This window comes from Candidatus Nitrotoga sp. 1052, assembly GCF_927312905.1.
Taxonomy (GTDB): domain Bacteria; phylum Pseudomonadota; class Gammaproteobacteria; order Burkholderiales; family Gallionellaceae; genus Nitrotoga.
The window spans coordinates 1-21869 of record NZ_CAKMHQ010000095.1 but is presented as its reverse complement, the minus strand read 5'-3'; the positions used below and the strand labels follow the sequence as shown (position 1 = coordinate 21869).

The window sequence follows — 21869 nt, the reverse complement described above, 5'->3', positions numbered from 1 at the left end:
TTAGCTGCGGGCTTCTTGGCTGTTACTGCCGTTTTAGCTGCGGGCTTCTTGGCTGCTACTGCCGTTTTAGCTGCGGGCTTCTTGGCTGCTACTGCCGGTTTAGCTGCGGGCTTTTTGGCTGCTACTGCCGGTTTAGCTGCGGGCTTTTTGGCTGCTACTGCCATTTTAGCTGCTGGTTTAGCTTTCTGTACTGCTGCCATTTCAACCTCCTTTGGTAATCAAAGTTCAAAGAAATACAACACTAACAACTACTACCTTCCCCAGCACACACCGAATGCAGCGTGACCGAGCCTGTTAATCCCAAGATAACGCGCCGCCTGTCTGATATTCGGTAACGCGCGTTTCGAAGAAGTTTTTCTCCTTCTTGAGATCAATTATTTCCGCCATCCACGGGAACGGATTGCCAGCTCCTGGGTATAGCACATCCAGCCCGATTTGCTGACAACGGCGGTTGGCGATAAAACGCAGGTATTCTTTGAACATTGATGCGTTCATACCAAGCACGCCACGTGGCATGGTGTCCTCGGCATAACGGTATTCCAGCTCCACGCCTTTCTGCATGAGACCGCGAATTTCCTCGCGGAATTCAGGTGTCCACAGGTGAGGGTTTTCCAGCTTGATCTGATTGATTACATCCACGCCGAAATTGAGATGCATGGATTCGTCACGCATGATGTACTGGTACTGTTCGGCGGCACCGGTCATTTTATTCTGACGTCCAAGAGCTAAAATTTGCACGAAGCCGACATAGAAGAACAGTCCTTCCATGATGCAGGCGAACACGATCAGACTGCGTAATAACTGGCGATCCGTTTCCGGTGTGCCTGTCTTGAAGTCCGGATTGGTCAGGGTGTCGATAAAGGGCAGCAAAAATTCATCTTTTTCACGTATGCTGGAAACTTCATGATACATGTTGAAAATTTCGCCCTCATCCAGCCCCAGGCTTTCAACGATGTATTGGTAGGCATGCGTGTGAATCGCCTCCTCGAACGCCTGACGCAGCAGGTACTGGCGGCATTCGGGGTTGGTAATATGGCGGTAGGTGCCGAGCACGATGTTGTTGGCCGCGAGGCTGTCCGCTGTGGTGAAGAATCCAAGATTGCGCTTGACCATGAGGCGTTCATCATCGGTCAGGCCGTTGGGATTCTTCCATAGCGCAATGTCGGCGGACATGTTGACCTCTTGCGGCATCCAGTGGTTGGCGCAGGCGGAGATATACTTCTCCCAAGCCCATTTGTACTTGAATGGCACTAGCTGATTAACGTCAGCATTGCAGTTGATGATGCGCTTGTCTTCCACGCGTATCCGTCCAGCTGAGCTGGATGCAATGGTATAGTCATTCATTGGCAGGACTCGCATTCCGGGTTGTCAATTGCGCACATCTGCACCGCATTCAGTTCGCCAGCGCGCGAGGTGGATTTCTCCGCCGAAGTCGCGCCCATAGTGCGTAGATAATATGTAGTCTTCAGGCCGCGCAGCCATGCCAGCTTGTAGGTTTCATCGAGCTTTCGCCCCGACACGCCAGCCATGTAGATGTTCAGTGATTGTGCTTGGTCAATCCATTTCTGGCGCCGTGCCGCCGCTTCTATTACCCATTGCGGCTCAATCTCGAATGCGGTCGCATACAGACTGCGCAATTCAGCCGGAATGCGATCAATTTTGGCAAGGCTTCCATCAAAATATTTTAGGTCGGCTATCATCACCTCATCCCACAGTCCCAGCCTCTTGAGATCATTCACCAGATATTCGTTGATGACGGTGAATTCACCGGACAGGTTCGATTTTACAAACAAGTTCTGGTAAGTAGGTTCGATGCAGGCCGATACGCCGATGATGTTCGATATAGTCGCAGTGGGTGCAATGGCCACGCAGTTTGAGTTGCGCATGCCGTACTGCCTGATGCGTGCGCGCAGTTTGTCCCAGTCCATGCTGAAGGACATATCTACCTCTACATACCCTCCGCGTGACTGACGCAGGAGCTCCAGCGTATCCTGTGGCAATATGCCCTGGTCCCACAGACTGCCGTTATAGCTGTCGTAGCGGCCTCGTTCTTCGGCCAGCTCTGTGGATGCCAAATAGGCGTAATAGCACACTGCTTCCATGGAGCTGTCGGCAAATTCGACTGCCTTTTTCGAGGCATAAGGTATCCGAAGTTCGTGTAGGCAGTCCTGAAACCCCATGATGCCCAGCCCAACAGGGCGGTGTTTGAGGTTGGAGTTGCGTGCCTTCTCAACAGCGTAATAGTTGATGTCGATTACGTTGTCCAGCATGCGCATGGCGGTGGTAATGGTGCGCTTGAGTTTTTCGTGGTCAAGCTGACCGGATGTGCTCAGATGCGCCTTGAGGTTGACTGAGCCAAGGTTGCATACCGCGATTTCGGATTCGGAAGTGTTCAGCGTGATTTCGGTGCATAAATTAGAGCTATGCACCACGCCGACGTGTTGTTGTGGCGAACGTATGTTGCATGGGTCTTTGAAGGTGATCCACGGGTGGCCGGTCTCGAACAGCATGGTCAGCATCTTGCGCCACATGTTGGCTGCCGAAATTTTTTTGAATAGGGTGATCTCGCCGTTCGCTGCCTTGGCCTCATAAGCAATGTAGGCACGCTCGAATTCTGTGCCGAATTTGTCGTGCAGGTCGGGGCAGGTTGATGGCGAAAACAGTGTCCATTCCCCGTCTTCCATGACGCGCTTCATGAACAGGTCGGGTATCCAGTTGGCTGTATTCATGTCATGCGTGCGACGGCGGTCGTCGCCAGTATTCTTGCGCAGCTCAAGAAATTCCTCGATGTCCAGATGCCATGTTTCCAGATACGCGCATACCGCGCCCTTCCTCTTGCCTCCCTGGTTGACTGCAACGGCGGTGTCATTGGCGACTTTCAGGAATGGCACCACTCCTTGCGATTTGCCGTTGGTGCCCTTGATGTGTGCGCCCATGGAGCGTACAGGTGTCCAGTCGTTACCAAGGCCGCCGGAGTATTTAGCCAGAAGGGCATTTTCCTTGACCGCTTCAAAGATACCGGCCAGGTCGTCCGGCACGGTAGTAAGGTAGCAGGAAGAAAGTTGCGAACGGATCGCCCCGGAGTTGAATAGGGTAGGTGTCGAACTCATAAAATCGAAGCTGGACAGCAGATGATAGAACTCTATAGCACGTGCATCGCGGTCACTCTCCCTGAGAGCCAGCCCCATAGCCACGCGCATGAAAAATGCCTGTGGCAGCTCGATGCGGTTTTCATTTATGTGCAGGAAGTAACGGTCATATAGGGTTTGCAGGCCAAGATAGCTGAACTGCAAGTCACGGCTTGCAGTTAGTTCATTGGCCAATCGCGGCAGGTCAAAATTCGCCATGTCACGGTCAAGCAGTTCTGCCTCAATGCCGCGCTTGATGAATGTAGGAAAATATTCGGCATAACGCGTTGCCATGTCGGCGTCTTCACCAATAACATCACAGCAGATATTGTTCAGCAACAGACGGGCGGTAACAAAGCTATAGGCCGGATCATGTTCAATCATCGCACGGGCGGCAAGGATGGCGCACTTGCGTACCTCTTCAACTGGTACGCCATCATAAAGATCACGTAGTGTCAGCTTTAGAATCGGGTCAGCGCTTACTGAGTTGCCGAGCCCTTCACAAGCTGCCGTGATGCGCGCCGCAAGCCCCGCCTCATCCAGCGGGCGAAGCACACCCTTGTCGTTGACTTGAAGAACATGTGCAGGCGCGATTTTTTCCTTGGCCCGTTCACGCGTGCGTTCCTCGCGGTAAAGCACGTAGGAGCGAGCCACATCGTGTTCCCCGGAACGCATCAGAGCCAGTTCGACCTGATCCTGAATATCTTCGATATGCAGTGTCCCGCCGTGCGGGTGGCGGCGCAATAGCGCGTTAACCACAGTTTCGGTCAATTGGTTAACCAGTTCGCGTACGCGTGCGGATGCCTCGCCGTTTACGGCGATAAACGCCTTGGTCAAGGCAACGGCAATCTTGGTTGCCTCGAAAGGAACTACGGAACCATTGCGGCGAATAACCTTGTGTTGGTCAAAAGGAATACTGTACGTGTTCGTAGCATCGTCTGAAACAATGTGTGCCGATACTGGAGAGGAGGACATATATATCTTAATATGAAAACTTAGTTTTAATTATGAGAACTTCTGTTTATCCTAACATAATAATTGTTGCTTTAACTATAAGAATTATTTTTTAAAATTGAATCAGGCCGAAATACAAAAACCACTATATGTAGTATTCCATCATCTTATATGGAAGCATCTATAGTAGAAACAATTGTAGTACATCAAAAAAATTATGCAAGTTTTTTTCCCAGTAAATCGATCTATTTAATAAAACAAACAAGTACAAAAAACAAGAACAGCACAATGTGTTTCTATCAGAACAAATTTTTTTATGTATTCCATATTCTGCCCGCTTTCAATCAACCCTTCTCAAGATAACGCGGCCAGTCAAATTCATCTCCAGGATCTGTCTTGCGTCCCGGTGCAATGTCTGAATGCCCTGCAATTTCACGAATCGGATAGGCACGTTTAAGTACTCGTGTCAGCCGTATTAGAGCAGCATACTGTTGATCGCTGAATGGCAGGAAGTCTGTACCCTCTAGCTCTACGCCTATGGAAAAATCATTGCAGGCCGTGCGTCCGTGCCACGTCGATGCCCCGGCATGCCAGGCGCGCTTGTTGCAAGGCACGAACTGGATAATCTCGCCCTTGCGTTGTATTAAAAAATGGGCAGAAACTCTCACCCCTTTGAGTTGAGCAAAATATGGATGTGCATCCGCATCAAGCGTGTTGGTAAATAACTGTGCAACCGCCTGGCCGCCGAACTCACCCGGTGGCAGGCTGATATTGTGAATAACCAATAAGTCTATGACGGTACCAGACGGACGGCAATCACAGTTTGGCGAAGCAAGACGGCGCATACCGCTGACCCATCCATTTGTGCCAACTTTCACTGCTTATTCATCCTTGTCAGTGATGTCCAGCCGTTCCATACGATAACGCAAGGCGCGAAAAGTCACTCCCAGTACCTTGGCCGCAGCTGTGCGGTTGAAATTGGTTTGCTGTAGCGCCTCCAGAATAGCTGCGCGTTCGACGCTATCCAGATAATCGGTAAGCGGATATTTGCCAGCCACGCTTGGTTTAGCGGTCATTCCAGCAAAATCGGTGGGCGCCAGCTGCAAATCGGCAGGCCCGATAATGCCGTCCGAACATAATGCAAGTGCCCGCTCGATTATGTTTTCCAGCTCGCGCACATTGCCCGGAAAATCGTATTGTTGAAGCGCCTTCAAAGCTGTCGATGTAAATTCGACCTTCGTATCACCGCACAAGCGAGCTAAAAACTGGTTGGCGACCTCGGCGATGTCATCGCGCATTGCGCGCAACGGTGGCATAAGCAAAGTAATCACATTCAGACGGTAATACAGATCCTGACGGAATTTCCCCTGCTGTACTTGCTCCGCCAATGCGTTATGGGTAGCGCTGATGATACGCACATCCACCGGATCTTCCTGTGTAGCGCCCACCTTGCGCACTTTTTTTTCCTGGATTACCCGCAACAACTTTACCTGCATAGAGAGAGGCAGATCGGCCACCTCGTCAAGGAATAAAGTGCCGCCATTGGCAGCTTGAAATAAACCCTCGCGATCCTTTTCTGCGCCGGTGAATGCGCCTTTGCGATAACCGAAAAATTCGCTTTCCATGAGCGTTTCCGGGATTGCACCGCAGTTTACCGTGATGAAGGGTTGATCGCGCCGAGCACTTTTTTCAACGATCAGCCGCGCTGCCAGTTCTTTTCCGCTACCTGATTCGCCACTGATATGCACCGGCGCCTGGCTACGCGCCACCCGGTCGATCATGTCGCGCACCTTCTCCATGGCCGGGGAGTGTCCCAACAACGTTCGCACGCCTTTCCGCACGGTGGCGGATGGTGGCGGCAGCTTCAGCACGGCATTGACCAAAGCGCGCAACTGGGTCAGCGCAACTGGCTTGGGCAGGTAATCGAAAGCGCCCGCCTTGAGTGCGAAAATCGCATTTTCCATGTTGCCATGCGCGGTAATCACCGCGACTGGCACATGCATATTGCGAGCAATAATATATTGCACCACCTCCAGACCTTCTCCATCCGGCAGGCGCATATCCGTCAGACACAGCTGATATGTTTTATTATTTAATTGTTGCAAGGCTTCTTGCACATTGCTAGCGCGATCAACCTGCAATCCCATGCGTAGCAGCGCCAACTCGATCAGCTCCAATATATCCGGCTCGTCATCCACCACCAAGACGCGTGCAGTGCTGGCCTGTATATCAACGTTCATTTTGATCTCCAAACACAATACGGAAACACGCACCGCCCTTTGCTGGCTGCCTATATTCAAGCGTTGCCCCATTAGCCTCGCACAGCTCACGTGCAATATACAAGCCTAAACCGGTGCCACCGGCCGTCATGGTAAAAAAAGGCTCGAACAATTGTTGAACGGTCTCGGGGGCAACTGGAGGCCCATCGTTAAGAATTTCCAGTACCGTCCTGCCCTCGCTGGAGCACCATGCACACAATTGCACACTGCCTGCCTGCTTGTTGCAATAACGTAGAGCATTACGGCATAAATTCCACAATACTTGATCGAGATGGCCACGATCAAAGCTGATTACGCAGGCCGATGCAACCTTTATTAAAAATATCGCCTGCGACACGCCTTGGGTATGACCCAACCCCTCAATATAGAGAGGCAATTTTTCGGCTAAATTATAATTTTCGCTTTGCACCCTGTCGCGCCGGTTCAACTGCAACACATCTTCCACGATGTTGTTCAACCTTGCAGCATTGTCCATAATGATCTGGAACAGCCGAGTCTGTGCCGGATCGTGCTTTTCTTCTTGCAGTAGCTCGGTTGCATAGCTGATAGACGATAGTGGGTTGCGCACCTCATGGGCAATGTTGGCGGTCAGTCGTCCCAGTGCGGCGAGTTTGATCTGCTGAGCCTGCGCCTGAACGCGTTGCATATCCTCAAGGAAAATTATCGCACCCCCAAATCCCTCGCGCTGAACAGGCAGGAAACGCACGCGCACCTGATGATTGGTGATAGGCAAACGCAACACTTCTTGTCCACGCCTCTGGTGCTGCCGCCAAACGACGAACCGATCGGCTAGCAGAGGCGCGCAACTCTCCAACGTGACGTTGTCAGTATTTGCAAACGTGTACCCAAGCAAACGCTCCACGCCAGGATTATATTGCCTGACCACTCCTCTCTCATTCACCACCAGCACGCCGTCCGGCATGTCCTGAATCACCAGTCTGTTAGTTTCCGCCATGTTGGCCAGGTCTACACCGCGCAGAGCGGCCAGATTTTCGCTGGCAATGGCATACTTGGCCATGGTATGCGCCAGCCAAGCAACGGCAAAATAAGCGGTGCTCAACAACCCGGCCTGCACATATTGTGCTACCGCCGCATCTTGGGTAAGCACTGCGTAGGAATGCTGCAACAACACAGCAATGCTGGCAAGTGCCGCAAAGAACAGGGTAATCTTGCCACGGCTAATCAATCCTGTAGCGGTCAGCGATACTAGTAGCAGCACTCCCAAACCGCTTTGTATGCCCCCACTGGCGTGCGACAAAACTGTTATACAGACAATATCGGTTCCTACCAGAAATGCCAATTGCAAGCTAAATCGTGGCCGACGTAACTTTATGGTTAGGAGCGAAACCAGGGTCAATACGACGTATATAAGACTGGTGCGAAAGAACAACGATGGAGCGCGTGAACCGAACGACAGAGCTTCACCAAATGTGCTCACCAGAAATACAAATAGCCCACTCAGGGCCAGGCGATAAAGGTTAAAGAAGTAAATTGAGCGCCACATGGTTTCCGGTGCTCGCGCAGAATAAGATGGCGGGCGCATTGAATGCCACTTGGAAAGGGGTAGGTTATCCCACATCAAAACTCAACTGGCATTAGAGATTATTCAGGTTCGTCAGTGTGTGCACGTCGATGTGCCTCACTGCAATAGTGCTTATGATCAAGCATAATGCTCTCACCTTTGGGCAGATGCACACCGCAGTGCGCGCAACGCACCATATTTTCTCTGTGCTTGGATGCATCTTCACCAAGCACATCTTTTTTTGGCATCTGCTTGCGATAGTGCCTAAGTAACAAGTAGATGGCTATAAAGATAACAACTACAACCAATAAGCGACTCATCCCACCATACTCCACAGAAACCGCTCATGAGCAGAAATTAAAAGGTAAACAGTAGTCTTCCCGTCTTATGGGGAAGCAACCGACATGCTATCAGCCCCTCTATGACTGGAAAACAATCGCCGTATCAGGAGCAATGAGGATAAACCCGGCAGGCCGTTAATAGAGGTGTGATCTTCGTTAAATAATAAAACCTGAAAGAAACTTGGGTGCGGCATCTCTCAACCGTAGCAAGTTAGACATATTGCGCGTGCTCACATTTCATATTGTGCCATAGCTTTTCGATTTGAGTCCGTGTTGGGCTGCTGGGTACAATAAAAGTCCCAACAATTGTTCACTATCCAGGCTAAGTGTGCTTGCCATTACTTCTTGTTTTTTGCCAAGCGTTGCAACGCAGTTTTCAGAGGTGAGTCTTGCAATTTTACGGTGAAGTCAACCAGCTGTTGCCGTCCTATGGCACTGAGCGAGGGGGGGCGAGGGGGTCGTGTGGTAATCGGCAAGACAACTTGCACCCTAATCTGAATTCCAGTAATCTCGTAACCCCTGTTTTGGAATAACTGGGTAAATCCTGGGGCAAGTTGACGCAATTTGGCCGCCACCGTGCCATTATCTGCGGCAATAACGAGAGCTTGCTGGTCAATTTGCATCACATGGCTAGCGCGTACCAAGGGGGGTGGCGCGATCTGTTCATAATGCCGCTGCAATGCGAGAAGTTGGTCTACCTTGTTCGATAGTTGACGCAACTCTTGGCTGGCATTGAAATATGAACTTAATCGATTTGACACAACATCAACTTAATTCAGAAATGGAAACATGAATATTATTCTAGTTTCCATTGTTTTGTAAAAGCTCGTAGCATCTGCTTGGTAACAATGCACTGTCAGGGATTCGATATTGTCTTTAGGGTTCATTTCGACGGGATTATTTCCGCTGTCAGCATGAGTTATGTTCAATAAGAAACTGTTTCATTTCCACTGTTTCATTTCCAGTGAATGGACTTTTCGATGCTGAAAAGCATTTTTAATGCTGGCATAGGTCTGTGATATTTGGAGTGTATTCGGATTACCAAGGGCAGTATGATAATATGATAAAAGTTGATCATGACAATAATGTTGTTAGTCTGCGCACGTTCTAAACCTGCCGGCACACGTTATGACGGTAATACGTGCTGGAAGTTTCCAAGGTGAACAGATTAAGACTTGTTTTGTGGCTTTCACATGACTTTAAAGAAGTGAGATATCCAAAAGTGTCGCACATAACCACAAGCGTTTTTTTTGAAACGCCGAGACGAGAATTGATAAACATTGGGTTTTGTACAAGGGTGAGGTGTGGCACTTCACCCTTTTTGCTTGGTGTAACTGAAAATGAATTAAAGCTTCAGAATATAAATCCAGCATTAAATCCAGAATTAAAATTCTCAGAATTGAAACCTAGAAAAATTAAAAATGATTTCTAATTTATTAAAAAGTGTTTTTGGCAGTCGTAACGATCGCCTCCTCAAACAATATCGCCAGACAGTGGTGACTATTAATGCTCTTGAGGCCGAGGTGGGAAAACTTTCAGACGAGGCATTGCGTCTTAAAACTGACGCCTTCAAGTTTCGCATTGCCGAGGGCGAAGCACTGAATACATTGTTACCAGAGGCATTCGCCGTGGTGCGTGAAGCGGGGCAGCGCGTACTACAAATGCGCCATTTCGACGAGCAGCTGATCGGCGGCATGGCACTGCACCACGGTAAAATTGCGGAAATGCGCACCGGCGAGGGCAAAACTTTGATGGCGACCCTGCCCGCGTATCTCAATGCGCTTTCAGGTCAAGGCGTGCATGTGGTGACGGTCAACGATTATTTGGCGGCACGTGATGCTGAATGGATGGGTCGGCTGTATCGCTTCCTTGGATTGTCAGTGGGGGTAATTCTGTCGCAGATGGACCATGCCGACAAGCTGGCTGCTTACAATGCAGATATAACCTACGGCACCAACAACGAATTTGGCTTCGATTACCTGCGCGACAACATGGCTACCCATGCGGGTGAGCGCTTCCAGCGCAAGCTGAATTATGCCATCGTGGATGAGGTAGATTCCATTCTGATCGATGAGGCGCGCACCCCGCTGATCATTTCTGGCCAGGCTGAAGACAATGTGGACGTCTATGTCCGCATGGACAAACTGGTGCCGCAGCTCGTGCGTCAGCAAGCGGAAGATGGCCCCGGCGATTACAGTGTTGACGAGAAAAACCGTCAGATTCTGTTGACGGAAAGCGGGCATGAACATGCTGAAGAATTGCTTAGTCAAGCAGGGCTGCTGCCCACTGGTGGCAGCCTGTACGACCCAGCCAACATCATGCTTATTCATCATCTGTATGCTGCGTTGCGTGCACATGCGCTGTATCTTCGCGACCAGAATTATGTAGTGCAGGACGGCGAAGTGATTATTGTAGATGAATTCACTGGTCGTATGATGGCAGGAAGGCGTTGGTCCGAAGGCCTGCACCAAGCGGTAGAGGCCAAGGAAGGGGTGGCTATCCAGAAGGAGAATCAAACACTAGCCTCTATTACCTTCCAGAATTACTTCCGTCTATATGGCAAATTGGCCGGCATGACCGGTACGGCAGATACCGAAGCGTTTGAGTTTCAGCAGATTTACAACCTGGAAACCGTTATTATCCCGCCGCACCGTCCCACTATCCGCAAGGATATGATGGACAAGGTTTATCTTACGACAAGTGAGAAGTATAGAGCAGCAATTTTGGATATTCAGGATTGCTACAAGCGTGGTCAGCCAGTGCTGGTCGGCACCACCTCGATTGAGACATCGGAATTATTGTCGCAATTGCTGGAAAAAGAAAAGTTGCCGCACCAAGTTTTAAACGCCAAGCAGCACGCGCGCGAAGCTGAGATCATAGCGCAAGCGGGAAGCCCAAAGATGATTACGATCGCCACTAACATGGCCGGGCGCGGCACTGACATTGTGTTGGGCGGCAACGTGGAAAAGCCCATCGAACTGTTACGCATGGACGAGAGTTTGGACGATGTCACACGTAATCAGCGCATCGCCCAGTTGCGTGCGGAATGGCAGCCGATACATGACCAGGTTGTGAAGAGCGGTGGGTTGCATATCATCGGTACCGAGCGCCACGAATCGCGTCGTGTGGATAACCAATTGCGTGGCCGTGCGGGTCGTCAGGGCGACCCCGGCTCCAGCCGTTTTTATTTATCGCTGGAAGATCCGCTGTTGCGGATTTTTGCCTCCGACCGTGTGGCAGCCATCATGAACCGTTTCAAGCTGCCCGAAGGTGAAGCGATTGAGCATTCTTGGGTCACCCGCGCCATTGAGAACGCACAACGCAAGGTCGAAGCGCGAAATTTTGACATGCGCAAGCAGATTCTTGAATACGACGATGTAGCTAATGAACAACGCAAGGTAATCTACCAGCAGCGCAATGAGCTGCTGGAGAGCGTGGATATTTCCGAAACTATCGGTGCAATGCGCGAAGGGGTAATGCATAACATCATTAGTGAATACATCGCACCGCAGAGCATGGAAGAGCAGTGGGATGTCCCGGGGCTGGAGAAGGCATTGGCTGCCGAATTTCAATTGATTTTACCGCTTACGCAATGGCTGGAACAAAATAAACAGCTTGATGAAACTGGCTTGCGCGACCGTGTAGTGCAGGCTGCACAACAGCAATATCAGGCCAAGGTGGAGCAAGTTGAAGCGGAAATGATGCACGGATATGAGCGCATCATTATGCTGCAAAGCGTGGATACTCACTGGCGTGAGCATTTGGCAGCGCTGGATCATCTGCGTCAGGGCATCCATCTGCGTGGTTATGCGCAGAAGAACCCCAAGCAAGAATATAAGCGTGAAGCGTTTGAGTTGTTTTCCAGCATGCTTGAATCAATAAAGCGTGATGTCACGCTGACACTGATGAACGTGCACATCCGCAACGAACAGGATATTGAAGCGGTAGAAGCACCCCACGCTCCGGAAAATGTGCAGTATCATCATGCTGATTACGATGAAGCATTGGCTACGGAGGATGGTGATGCAGAGCAAAAACCATTTGTACGCACTGACAAGAAAGCCGGACGCAATGATCCATGCCCCTGTGGTTCTGGCAAAAAATACAAGCAGTGCCATGGCAAGTTAACTTGATGTAGTTATTATTGGTGGGAGATCACGATGACGACGGATGACCTGATTTTGCAGACCCTGCGTAACTCCACGCTGACTGAAGAGTTGCGAGATGCCGAGATTGAAGCATTGGCAAATATTATTACGGTGCATGAATACAAAGCGGGTGAATTTCTCCTCCAGCCTGGTAATAGCACGCTCAGAAATACACTCATGATCCTTGCTACAGGTGAGGTTGAAGCAACTGCCACTCTTGGCGGAGAGAAAGCTACCTTGCACCTGCTACAGCCCGGTGATTTGGCTGGCATCATCACATTTGTTGGTGGAAGTGCCGCGCAGATCAGTGCCACTGTGGTGGCCAAGACAAACAGCAAAATGCTATTGCTAGACCGCTCCCGCCTGGAATCTTTTCTCAGCACAAACCCCGCCATCGTGTACTACGTAATGCGCGGTATCGTGCGTCACGTGCATGGCATTGTGAGGCGCATGAATATGCAATCCGTAGAAATGAGCAACTACATTTATCAACAAGGTGGCCGCTACTAGCGACCGAATGCTCTAATTGTGAAGCACATCCTCGCTGGATTCTAATATCTTTCCATGCAATATGTTGTTCAGCTCTTCATATGAATATCCACACCGCTCCTTCATATTTATTGCCTGGTAAATAATGCCATGCACTCATCGTATGAATTTATGAAGCATATGGTCTAAAAGACATGCCTGTTAATCTGCAATCCCCTCTCTCAAGTGCTCTGCTGCCTGTTAAAGGCGTACTGCTGGGCACGGCGGAAGCCAGCATCAAGAAGCCCGGGCGCAAGGATTTGCTGCTCATGCACCTGACCGCGCAAGCCACGGTGGCTGGAGTGTTCACGCAAAACCGTTTCTGCGCCGCGCCGGTTATTGTGGCACGCGAACACCTGGTAGCGAACAAAAGCGTGCGTGCACTGGTGGTTAACACGGGTAACGCTAATGCCGGTACCGGTGAGCAGGGGTTGGCTGCGGCTCGCGCCACCTGTGCCGAAGTAGCCAATCTGCTGGACTGCGAGGCAGAACAGGTGCTGCCGTTCTCTACCGGGGTGATCATGGAGGCGTTGCCGCTGTCGCGGTTGGTCTCTGGGCTGCCAACCTGTGTAGCCGAACTACGCGAGGATAACTGGCTTAATGCCGCGCAGGCCATCATGACCACCGACATCGTTGCTAAAGCGGTGTCCAAACAAATTACACTCGATGGTGTAGCTATCACGATTACCGGCATCGCCAAAGGCTCCGGCATGATCCATCCCAACATGGCTACCATGCTCGGCTATATCGCCACCGATGCGGCGGTAGCGCAGCCTCTGTTACAACAGTTGGCGGCTCACGCCAGTGATGCTTCTTTCAACTGCATCACCGTGGATGGCGATACCTCTACCAATGACGCACTGATGGTGATCGCCACCGGCATGAGCGGTGCACAAGCCATCACTGATGTGAAAAGTACGGCGTTCGCGCAATTGCAGGCGGCAGTCACGGATGTTGCCATATTGCTGGCGCAGGCCATCGTGCGTGATGGTGAGGGTGCGACCAAGTTTATCACTGTCCAAATTGAAGGGGGCAAGAGCGTGGCGGAGTGCAAGAAAATTGCCTATGCCGTGGCACGCTCTCCCTTGGTCAAGACTGCGTTTTTTGCTTCCGATCCCAATCTTGGGCGCATCCTCGCTGCTATCGGTTATGCCGATGTGCAGGATCTCGACGTGCATCGTCTCAAGCTATATCTTGATGATGTGCTAGTAGCTGAACATGGCGGACGCGCCGCCAGTTATATCGAGGAAGATGGTCAGCGCATCATGCAACAAAGCGACATTACCATTCGGGTCACGCTAGATCGAGGCCCGGCAGTTGCCACAGTATGGACCTGCGATTTCTCTTATGACTATGTCAAGATCAACGCCAGTTATCGTAGCTGATCATACTGTTTGATTGGTAGGACGCGCACAACTTGCCGCCGCCCAGCGATGGGCAACAATCATCCCGCTAAAAACCAAAGCGGCTTGATGGCTTGCAACACAATAAGCAAGAAACGCTAATTACTTCGCATATCATCAAGAAACTCCGAAGCAGGCTCAACGCTAGTCACCAGCAAGTGATCTCTTGCCCGTGTACAGGCGACGTAGAGCAGGTGCCGCTCGGTGTCATAGACCTCTTGCAGATCAGCATTGTCACCCACTGTCTCGATACGCTCCTGCAAGGGAATGACTTCATCGTCGCAAGCCATCACCACCACTGCACGGAATTCCAAACCTTTGGCGAGATGCATGGTGCTGATCGAGACATGGCCGCTGAGGGTCTCAACGTGTTCATCGAGAATCTTGAATGACAAACCCGCTGCCTTCACTGCTGCCTGTGCGCGTTCCAGTTGCACTACTGACCTAACGAACACACCAAACTCGTGCGGCAGCACGCCTGCCTTGGCCTGCTCCATAATCCAGTTTCCGACGGCCTTGATTTCCTCGCCATCGTCCTTGAATGTGTGAATTACCGGCGGCGGGCCATTGAACACGGAAACCGTTTCGCTGCGATCCTCGGTGTTACCATCCACGTCGGTGACCACTTGGCCAAGCAGACGATCTGCCTGCGTGCGGATTTGGTGCGATGTTCGGTAATTGACGCGCAAGGTACGCGACCGTCCCCGAATGTCCACACCGATGCCCTTCCATGAGAACGGCTGTTGGAAGATGCGCTGACCGAGGTCACCGGCAAAAAAGAGCGCGTTGGGCCGACCACCACCCAGGACGGCAAAGAAGCGAAGGTGAGACACACTGATGTCCTGCGCCTCGTCCACGACGGCGAAGTCGAACACTATATTTTTGTTAGTGGAAAGTGCTGCGGCCAGTGTGGTGAAAAGTTGCGCGTGCGTAAGCAGTTTGCGTTCTAGTAACCCGGCGCGAACGCGCTCGAAGATCGACCATAAGACCACGCGCTGCGCTTCCGGCAACCGGGTCTTTCTGCCGAGGCGCGCAACATCGCGGTACGCATCCCAGTTCTCTAATTGCCAGGCATCCACCACCTGCTCCCATTCGGTAAGTAGAAAATGCAGGCCGAACTTGTGGCCACCCACAACACTGGCAGATTCTTTCAGCAATTCGCGGACAATCTCGCGGCTGGCAATCGTCGCCTGCCCGATGTGTGCCTTGTAGAGCCGCAGGCCGATGGCATCGAGTGAATGAACATCTATGCGCTCCGCAAGGCGCGGCTCGTTACCCAGCAATCGTTTCAGCTTGGTATTCAGCGCACTCGCTAACGTGTCGGAAAATGTCGTCAACAGAACGCGGGCATCGGGATGCGTGCGAGCCAGATATGCTGCACGGTGCAAGGCGACGATGGTCTTGCCGGTGCCCGCCGAGCCGGAAACTCGCGCTGGGCCGGAGTAATCGCGTTCCACCCATTGCCGTTGTTCGGGGTGCAGGAAGACTGTCCACTTTTCCCAAGGAAAATCGAGCGCGCGTTGCAATTCCTCCACATTCGTCATCACGCGGAAGCGGCGCTGTGCATCGGGGTGATCGAATGGATTTGCCGTTGCCACAATAGGCTGGGATACACGGGGCTTGCCACCCGTCGCCAGTTCCAGCAGCGCCTCTGCCGCTTCAGCAGGCAAGTGGTCGCATAAGGCCATCAAAGTATCTTCAGTCGCGTTTTTTACGTCGTCCAGCCACTCGGCAGGCACGCCATAACCGAGCAATTCATCATCGGCTCTGCCAGCGAATAGATGTGTCAGTGCGGGTGCGTGCTTCGGCGCCAGAACAATTTCCGTCTGCACATAAACCGGAACAACGATTTCCTGCACGGTCTCGCGTATCTCAACCAACTGCGCGGCACCCGTCTTCGGGTGCGTTTCCAGCTTGCGTCGCTCCGCCCAGTCATACGCCTTGTTGTGGTGATCCACATAGCACAGCAACAGGCTGGCATCGGTCTTGTGGACGATCAAACGAATGTCGCTGCTTACCCGCACCGACCAGAAATTCTTGTCCCGAGCCTTGTCCAGCTTGTGAAAGCTCATACCGGGATTGGCTGGGTTGATCTGCAAGTCAAACGCCGTTGTCTTGGCGGATTTCTGCTCGTCGCCAGTGAGTTTGGCAAGGCTGTCGGTAAAGGTGTCGGCGATGAGGAATTCCAACGTGATGATTACTGCTTGAATTCTGGTATTGCGCGGATCATGAACTGATCGAACAGCGGCACGGTGAATGCCATATCGCCATGTGCCGGACTGTAAATCATTCCTTTCTTGATGAGCTTCGAGCGCACCGGGCCGATACCTTTCACCGTAGTTCCCAGCGTTGCAGCAATGTCACCGGTGCGATGGCTGTCTGGCCCTAGATAAGCCATTGCACGGAGAAAGTTTTTTTCGCCCGGGGTGAGCCGATCAAAGCGCACCCTGAAGAAATTCTTATCCAATCGGCGCATCACCTCCGGTGTGGCATCCTGGACGATTTTCAAGGTGATAGGGCTCGCCGCCGCCATGTTCCAGGATTGGTAAGCCCACTCTTGAAGGAAATAGGGGTAGCCGTGCGTCAGGCAAAACACCTCCTTTAATGCATCATCCTGAAACTCGACCCCCGCAGCCTGGGCAGGATCGCGCAATGCCTTTGCCGCATCCGATTCTGATAGCGCCCCAATATCCGGGAAATTGAACAGCCGTTCGGCATACGATTTCGACTCTCCCGCCATGCCTGGGAGTACCGGCAAACCGGCCGCCAGCAACACCAGCGGCAATTGTTTCTGCTGCATCTTGTGCATGGCCATGATGAGCGCGCCCAGCTCCTTCTTGCTCAGATATTGAATCTCATCAATCAGAATAGCCACGGCAGTCTTGCGCTCCTCCGCAGCCTCCGCAACCGCCACAAACAAGTTCGGCAGGTCAATCTCCAAATCGCCACTATCGGCAGTGCCTTTGGCAGGTTCGATGTCCAGTCCCAAGGCCACATCGTTCACCGTCAACTTGATGCTGCCGATAAAGCTGCGCAGTACCGCCAGTCCGCGTTTGACCTTGTCTCCCGCCCCGGCCACCCGATCCAAGTCATAGAGCAGGCTTCTCAATGCGGGAAAAATCAGCTCGCCCAGCGGCTTCTCTTCATGCGCTTCAAGCAGTATTGATTGGTAGCCGTCCTTCTTGGCCATCCGTTCAATTTCGTTCAGTAGCACGGTCTTTCCTACTCCGCGCAGTCCGGTCAGCAACAGACTTTTCTCCGGGCGCTTTTGCTTTACCCTCCCGAGGAGGATGCGCGCCTGTTCGAGAAGGGAATCGCGCCCGACCAGCTCTGGCGGGGGTGCACCAGCACCGGGGGAGAATGGGTTCGTAATCGGGTCCATAGTGTTGGCTCTAGTGAATTCTATGCATATCTATCTAAATTTTAATAGATAGTAGTAGACATTGATAGACATAGGCAAGCACTCATTGTCAGCAATCCGCTATTCTCAAACCTTGAATACCTTCATCACCTCATCCCCCAGGTGGTTAATGACCTTCACTGCGATGCGCCCAGACTTGGGTTTCTCGAACGGGCGCGAGGTATCGCTGTTCAATGTCGCCCACGCTTCCGGGTCAATCTCTGCCTTTAGCGTGGTCTTGAGCGCACTGTAGGGATCGTTGGCGCCGAGGAAGTAGGCGTGGCGGACGAAGAAACTTTCTTCGTTGTAGTCGGTGTCGATGAACCAGCAGGCGATGCCGTCGGCGCCGTGGCTGATGACTTCGCCGGTTTGGGGTTTGAAGACATCCACGCCGTTTACCTTCACGCATAGCTTGCTGTCTGCTTGCGGCAACAAGGTAATATCCGGTTCGCCGAAGATGACGAACAGGTTGCCCTTACCCGTGTTCTTGAGATCAGCGGCCATGTGCAGGTCGGCGTTCATGCGCGCCTTGAGCACGGGGATGCGCCCCAGTTTGCTGAATTCGGTGGCGTGCGCCTCGTAGTTGAAGGCGCAGGCAATCAGCACATCGAAGCCGGCATCACCGCACTCGCGGGCGGCTTCCACCAGGTCGCTGCGTTGCACGGTGCCAAACTCCGGGCCGATGAAGATTCCGGCGCGCTTCTCGGTATCGCCTTCCATATAACGCCCTTCGGCGCAGACCAATCCTTCTCCCGGCCACGGGCTGAGTGCGGTGAAGGTAATCTTGTCATCCTTGTGCGCCTGCTGCACCCCGGCGGTCTTGAGGTTTTCCAGAATCATCTGCGGGAAGGATTGCTTGGAAATGTAGTCGGCGCGGTCTTGCTTGAGGGTATCGATCAGTTCGTCGTTTTCATCCACGCCCAGCATACGGTGCGGGCTGAGACTCTCCACAGTGAAGGGGCCTGCCACACGGACACATTTCTTGTTCTCGTAGGGCTTGTCGTAGAGGAATTCAAACTCGGCCTTGGCGGCGATGGACTTGTCGATCTCCTGCTGCCGGGCGATGCGCGCCTGCCACCAGTCGACATGCAGCTTCTTCGCCGCGTCCGACCATGCCTTGTCGGCCTCGCGCGGAATCTCCCACTCCTGCCAGGTCTTCTTGAGCGCGGCGTTCAGCGACTCGCGCAACGGCTCCAGCTTCGCCTGCCACTTGTCCCAGATAACGTCGATCTCCGCGTTGTTGCCTATGGAGCCGACGGTTATGCGCGGCACACGATCATTGACGAAACCGTGGCGGATGTCCCCCTGCACCGGCTGCGAACTCGGTGCAGTGCTGGTGATTTCTGCTTCCTTGATCTGGCCTTCGCGGGAATCGGCTAGCAGGTAAAACGGATAGCGCGCGCCCATGATGCGCGCACGGGCCAGCGCCAGCGCCACGCGTGAGGTGTCAATCGTGATCCAGCGGCGGCCCCATTGCTCGGCGACGGTTGCCGCCGTGCCTGAACCGCAGGTTGGGTCCAGCACAAGGTCGCCGGGATCGGTGGCCATAAGTAGGCAGCGTTGAACTACTTTTGTACTGGTTTGAACCACATAAGTCCGTTGCACGGCAAAGGTGCTCTCCATTGTGTCCATCCAGATGTTAGTGAGCGGTGTGTGCTGACTCTCCGAAAGGTATTTCTTGAATGTGAGGGTCTTTCCGGCCGCAAACAAGCGGCCCACCTTGCCGACTCTGGGAAGGCTCCCAACCGAAACCTTCCAATGATTGCCTTTCGCTGGTAAATAAGTCACTCCTTCGAACTCAAATGGCTGCGGGTCTTTTGCCTCTCCGCTTGACATGAGTGGAGCCATTTGGAATCGTTCGCCGTCCGGAAATGGAGACTCACCGTTTAACTCGGCATTTGTAAGTCTGCGGCGCGTTCCATCTTTTAGCTCAATGTTACTGAAGCCAGAGTCCACTGCATCTTCAGTTCTCTCGGTTAGTAGTCGCCTGAATTTGGTCTGCCTCTTACTTCTCCCAAACCAGAGCACAGTGTCAGCAATACCTGAAATATAGTTTCCCGACATCGATCCCGTCTTTTTAAAGAGTAGTTGTGCAATGAAGTTATCCTCTCCGAACACCTCCTCCATCACTGCCCTGACGCGGTGGACATTTTCATCGCCGATCTGCACAAAAATAGAACCGGAATCGGTGAGCAAATCGCGGGCGACGGTCAGCCGATCCCGCAGGTAGGTGAGGTAGCTGTGGATGCCGTCGCGCCATGTGTCGCGGAAAGCTTTGACCTGCTCCGGCTCGCGGGTAATCTGGTCGGCCTTGCCGTCCTTCACGTCGCGGCTGGTGGTGCTCCACTGGAAGTTGCTGTTGAATTTGATGCCGTAGGGTGGGTCGAAGTAGATGCACTGCACCTTGCTGCGCAGGCCCTCGCGCTCGGCCAGGCTGGCCATGACCTGGAGCGAATCGCCGAGGATCATGCGGTTGGTCCAGTTCTGGTCGTGCTGGTAGAACTCGGTCTTGTCCGCGCCCTTGGGGATGCCGTTGAAGTCGGCGAACAGGTCGGCAGTGCTTTGCCCAGCATCATGCTCGCGTTCCTTGGTCGCGCGCAGCAGGTCGTCGATCAGCGCCTTGGGGTGAACCTTCTCCTGGATGTAGAGCGGCGGAGCGTGGACAACGAGGTCGCTCCAGTCCTGCTCGTCCTTGCCGCGCCAGACGAGTTGCGGATCGAGGTCGTTATTGCGCGGATAGCGAATCTGCTTGACGGCCTGCTGTTCTTTTTCCAGCACGGATTGGAACTCCGCCGTCGGGATATTCTTGCGCGTGGCCTCGTCGTGGATGAGGGATTCGACGGATTTCAACGTGGATGGTTTCTTTGCCATGATTACTTTTTCCCTGCCGGCGCTTGTGCTGCGGCGGACTCGATCATTTTGTTGAACTCGCTTTCGACCTTGGTTTCGAAGTCGGCCTCGATCTCGTAAACCTCGGTAAACTCGGCGAACGCCCAGCGGCCATAGGTGCCGAGATGGTTCACGCCGGGAACCCAGTAGGTGTCCATTGTTGATTTCTTCTCCACAGCGTCTTCGCGCCTATAGCCCTTGATCTCGACGACGAGATTCAGCAGATCATCATCGCCGTGGCCGTCATCCACCCGCACGATGAAGTCGGGCAAATACTTGCGCATTTCGGAGCCATAGCGATACGGCACTTCCAGACCAAGGCCGTGGTTTTTCACATAGGCGCGCACCTTGGGATGCGATTCCGCGATGCGGCAAAATTCGCCTTCCCAGTCGCTGTCAAGAACCACCCAGTTGATGTGGCAAGAGTTGGAACTCGTTTGCCAGCGGTCGGTTTTCGATGTGTTGAAGCGGACGTGCTTGGTTGAGCCGGTGGGGCTGTAGGCGTCGAGCAGCGCCTTGATCGGGCGTTCGTCGAGGAACCGCCGGGTGATCGCGGCGGTGATCTTGTTGCACGCCATATCGGCCAGTGCCTGATACATGAGCAGCGCAGGATAGGTGCCGCCCTTGCACGCAAGGCATGTGTCGAGCCATTGTTTGGTGATGCGCTTGAGCTGGCCGAAGAGATGGAGCTTGGGTTCCTCGCCGGGATCGCGCCATTTGGTGTAGAGCAAGCGCTGGGTCAGATTGAATAGCACCGTGGAGGGACGGACATCGCCCAGGTGCTTCACGTTGAAATCTTCTGGCTTGCCGATCAACCCGGCATTGACTGTGGTGGTTGGCCCGACAAGATCGGGGCTGAGGGTCAAAATGGATTCTGCGTTGAAATCTGCGGCAAGCCGTTCTTCCGGCAATTCTACGCGATAGCCTTCGACACGAGGAAAGGTGATTTCCAGTGCATCACGCTCCGGGCGCATGGCCTTGACCTGCACCGTCTCGCGCGGCGGCTGTGGCGGTGCGATGACCGGCTTGGCGGTGAAGTCGAAGGGGATGCCGAACACATCGGCGTATTCGACGTTGAACAGCCCTTCCTCATTCAACTCATAAGACTGGCGGCGCAGCGCGCGACCGATGACCTGCTCGCACAAAAGCTGTGTGCCAAAGGCGCGTATGCCGAGGACGTGGGTGACAGTGTTGGCATCCCAGCCCTCAGTGAGCATCGACACCTAGCAGCCTGTCGGACTTCCCCCCATTAAAAATAACAAATTGCAAGTGTAAAA

15 protein-coding genes are annotated in these 21869 nt (G+C 52.9%); 4 read left to right on the top strand and 11 right to left on the bottom strand.

Features of this window, described 5'->3' with window-relative positions; all coding sequences use genetic code 11:
• Positions 1 to 285, top strand: a 285-nt coding sequence (locus MJ768_RS14895) for a hypothetical protein (RefSeq protein ID WP_239292845.1), incomplete at its 5' end; no start/stop codon positions are given.
• 9 nt (positions 286 to 294) lie between these two features.
• Here MJ768_RS14895 and MJ768_RS14890 read toward each other — a convergent pair.
• The 7 genes from MJ768_RS14890 to MJ768_RS14860 all read right to left on the bottom strand — a co-directional run bounded on the left by MJ768_RS14890 (position 295) and on the right by MJ768_RS14860 (position 8985).
• Complete coding sequence (locus MJ768_RS14890; RefSeq protein WP_445083010.1) at positions 295 to 1359, bottom strand: ribonucleotide-diphosphate reductase subunit beta; 1065 nt, start codon at positions 1357 to 1359, stop codon at positions 295 to 297.
• Positions 1341 to 4103: a ribonucleoside-diphosphate reductase subunit alpha gene (locus MJ768_RS14885; RefSeq protein ID WP_239292842.1), complete on the bottom strand. Its 2763-nt coding sequence runs from the start codon at positions 4101 to 4103 to the stop codon at positions 1341 to 1343. Before MJ768_RS14885 ends, MJ768_RS14890 begins: the two co-directional genes overlap by 19 nt.
• 323 nt (positions 4104 to 4426) lie before the next feature.
• Positions 4427 to 4960 (bottom strand): 1,6-anhydro-N-acetylmuramyl-L-alanine amidase AmpD, encoded by a 534-nt coding sequence (gene ampD, locus MJ768_RS14880; RefSeq protein ID WP_239292841.1) that lies wholly within the window; start codon positions 4958 to 4960, stop codon positions 4427 to 4429.
• Positions 4961 to 4963: 3 nt separating this feature from the next.
• Complete coding sequence (locus MJ768_RS14875) at positions 4964 to 6322, bottom strand: sigma-54-dependent transcriptional regulator (protein WP_239292840.1); 1359 nt, start codon at positions 6320 to 6322, stop codon at positions 4964 to 4966.
• The gene (locus MJ768_RS14870; RefSeq protein WP_239292839.1) at positions 6312 to 7865 is read right to left on the bottom strand and encodes a two-component system sensor histidine kinase NtrB; all 1554 of its coding nucleotides are present in this window, start codon (positions 7863 to 7865) and stop codon (positions 6312 to 6314) included. Before MJ768_RS14870 ends, MJ768_RS14875 begins: the two co-directional genes overlap by 11 nt.
• A gap of 98 nt (positions 7866 to 7963) precedes the next feature.
• Positions 7964 to 8203 (bottom strand): PP0621 family protein, encoded by a 240-nt coding sequence (locus tag MJ768_RS14865; RefSeq protein WP_239292838.1) that lies wholly within the window; start codon positions 8201 to 8203, stop codon positions 7964 to 7966.
• Positions 8204 to 8562: 359 nt separating this feature from the next.
• The gene (locus MJ768_RS14860; RefSeq protein ID WP_239292837.1) at positions 8563 to 8985 is read right to left on the bottom strand and encodes a DciA family protein; all 423 of its coding nucleotides are present in this window, start codon (positions 8983 to 8985) and stop codon (positions 8563 to 8565) included.
• A 660-nt stretch (positions 8986 to 9645) separates the two neighbouring features.
• On the opposite strand from MJ768_RS14860, the gene secA reads away from it, so the two are divergent.
• From secA to argJ, 3 genes are all read left to right on the top strand, one after another.
• The gene (gene secA, locus MJ768_RS14855) at positions 9646 to 12357 is read left to right on the top strand and encodes a preprotein translocase subunit SecA (protein WP_239292836.1); all 2712 of its coding nucleotides are present in this window, start codon (positions 9646 to 9648) and stop codon (positions 12355 to 12357) included.
• A 27-nt stretch (positions 12358 to 12384) separates the two neighbouring features.
• A complete protein-coding gene (locus MJ768_RS14850; protein WP_239292835.1) occupies positions 12385 to 12882 on the top strand; it encodes a Crp/Fnr family transcriptional regulator in 498 nt (165 codons plus the stop codon).
• Between the two features lie 173 nt (positions 12883 to 13055).
• Complete coding sequence (argJ, locus tag MJ768_RS14845) at positions 13056 to 14285, top strand: bifunctional glutamate N-acetyltransferase/amino-acid acetyltransferase ArgJ (RefSeq protein WP_239292834.1); 1230 nt, start codon at positions 13056 to 13058, stop codon at positions 14283 to 14285.
• Between the two features lie 116 nt (positions 14286 to 14401).
• Here the strand turns inward: argJ and MJ768_RS14840 are convergent, their stop codons facing one another.
• The 4 genes from MJ768_RS14840 to MJ768_RS14825 form a co-directional block, all read right to left on the bottom strand.
• A complete protein-coding gene (locus MJ768_RS14840; protein WP_239292832.1) occupies positions 14402 to 16492 on the bottom strand; it encodes a 3'-5' exonuclease in 2091 nt (696 codons plus the stop codon).
• A gap of 8 nt (positions 16493 to 16500) precedes the next feature.
• Positions 16501 to 17685 carry an ATP-binding protein gene (locus MJ768_RS14835; RefSeq protein WP_239292830.1) on the bottom strand — a complete coding sequence of 395 codons (1185 nt, stop codon included), beginning with the start codon at positions 17683 to 17685 and terminating at the stop codon, positions 16501 to 16503.
• A 105-nt stretch (positions 17686 to 17790) separates the two neighbouring features.
• Positions 17791 to 20574: a site-specific DNA-methyltransferase gene (locus MJ768_RS14830; RefSeq protein ID WP_239292828.1), complete on the bottom strand. Its 2784-nt coding sequence runs from the start codon at positions 20572 to 20574 to the stop codon at positions 17791 to 17793.
• A 2-nt stretch (positions 20575 to 20576) separates the two neighbouring features.
• Positions 20577 to 21815, bottom strand: a complete 1239-nt coding sequence (locus MJ768_RS14825) for a hypothetical protein (RefSeq protein ID WP_445083009.1) — start codon at positions 21813 to 21815, stop codon at positions 20577 to 20579.
• Between the last annotated feature and the right edge of the window lie 54 nt (positions 21816 to 21869).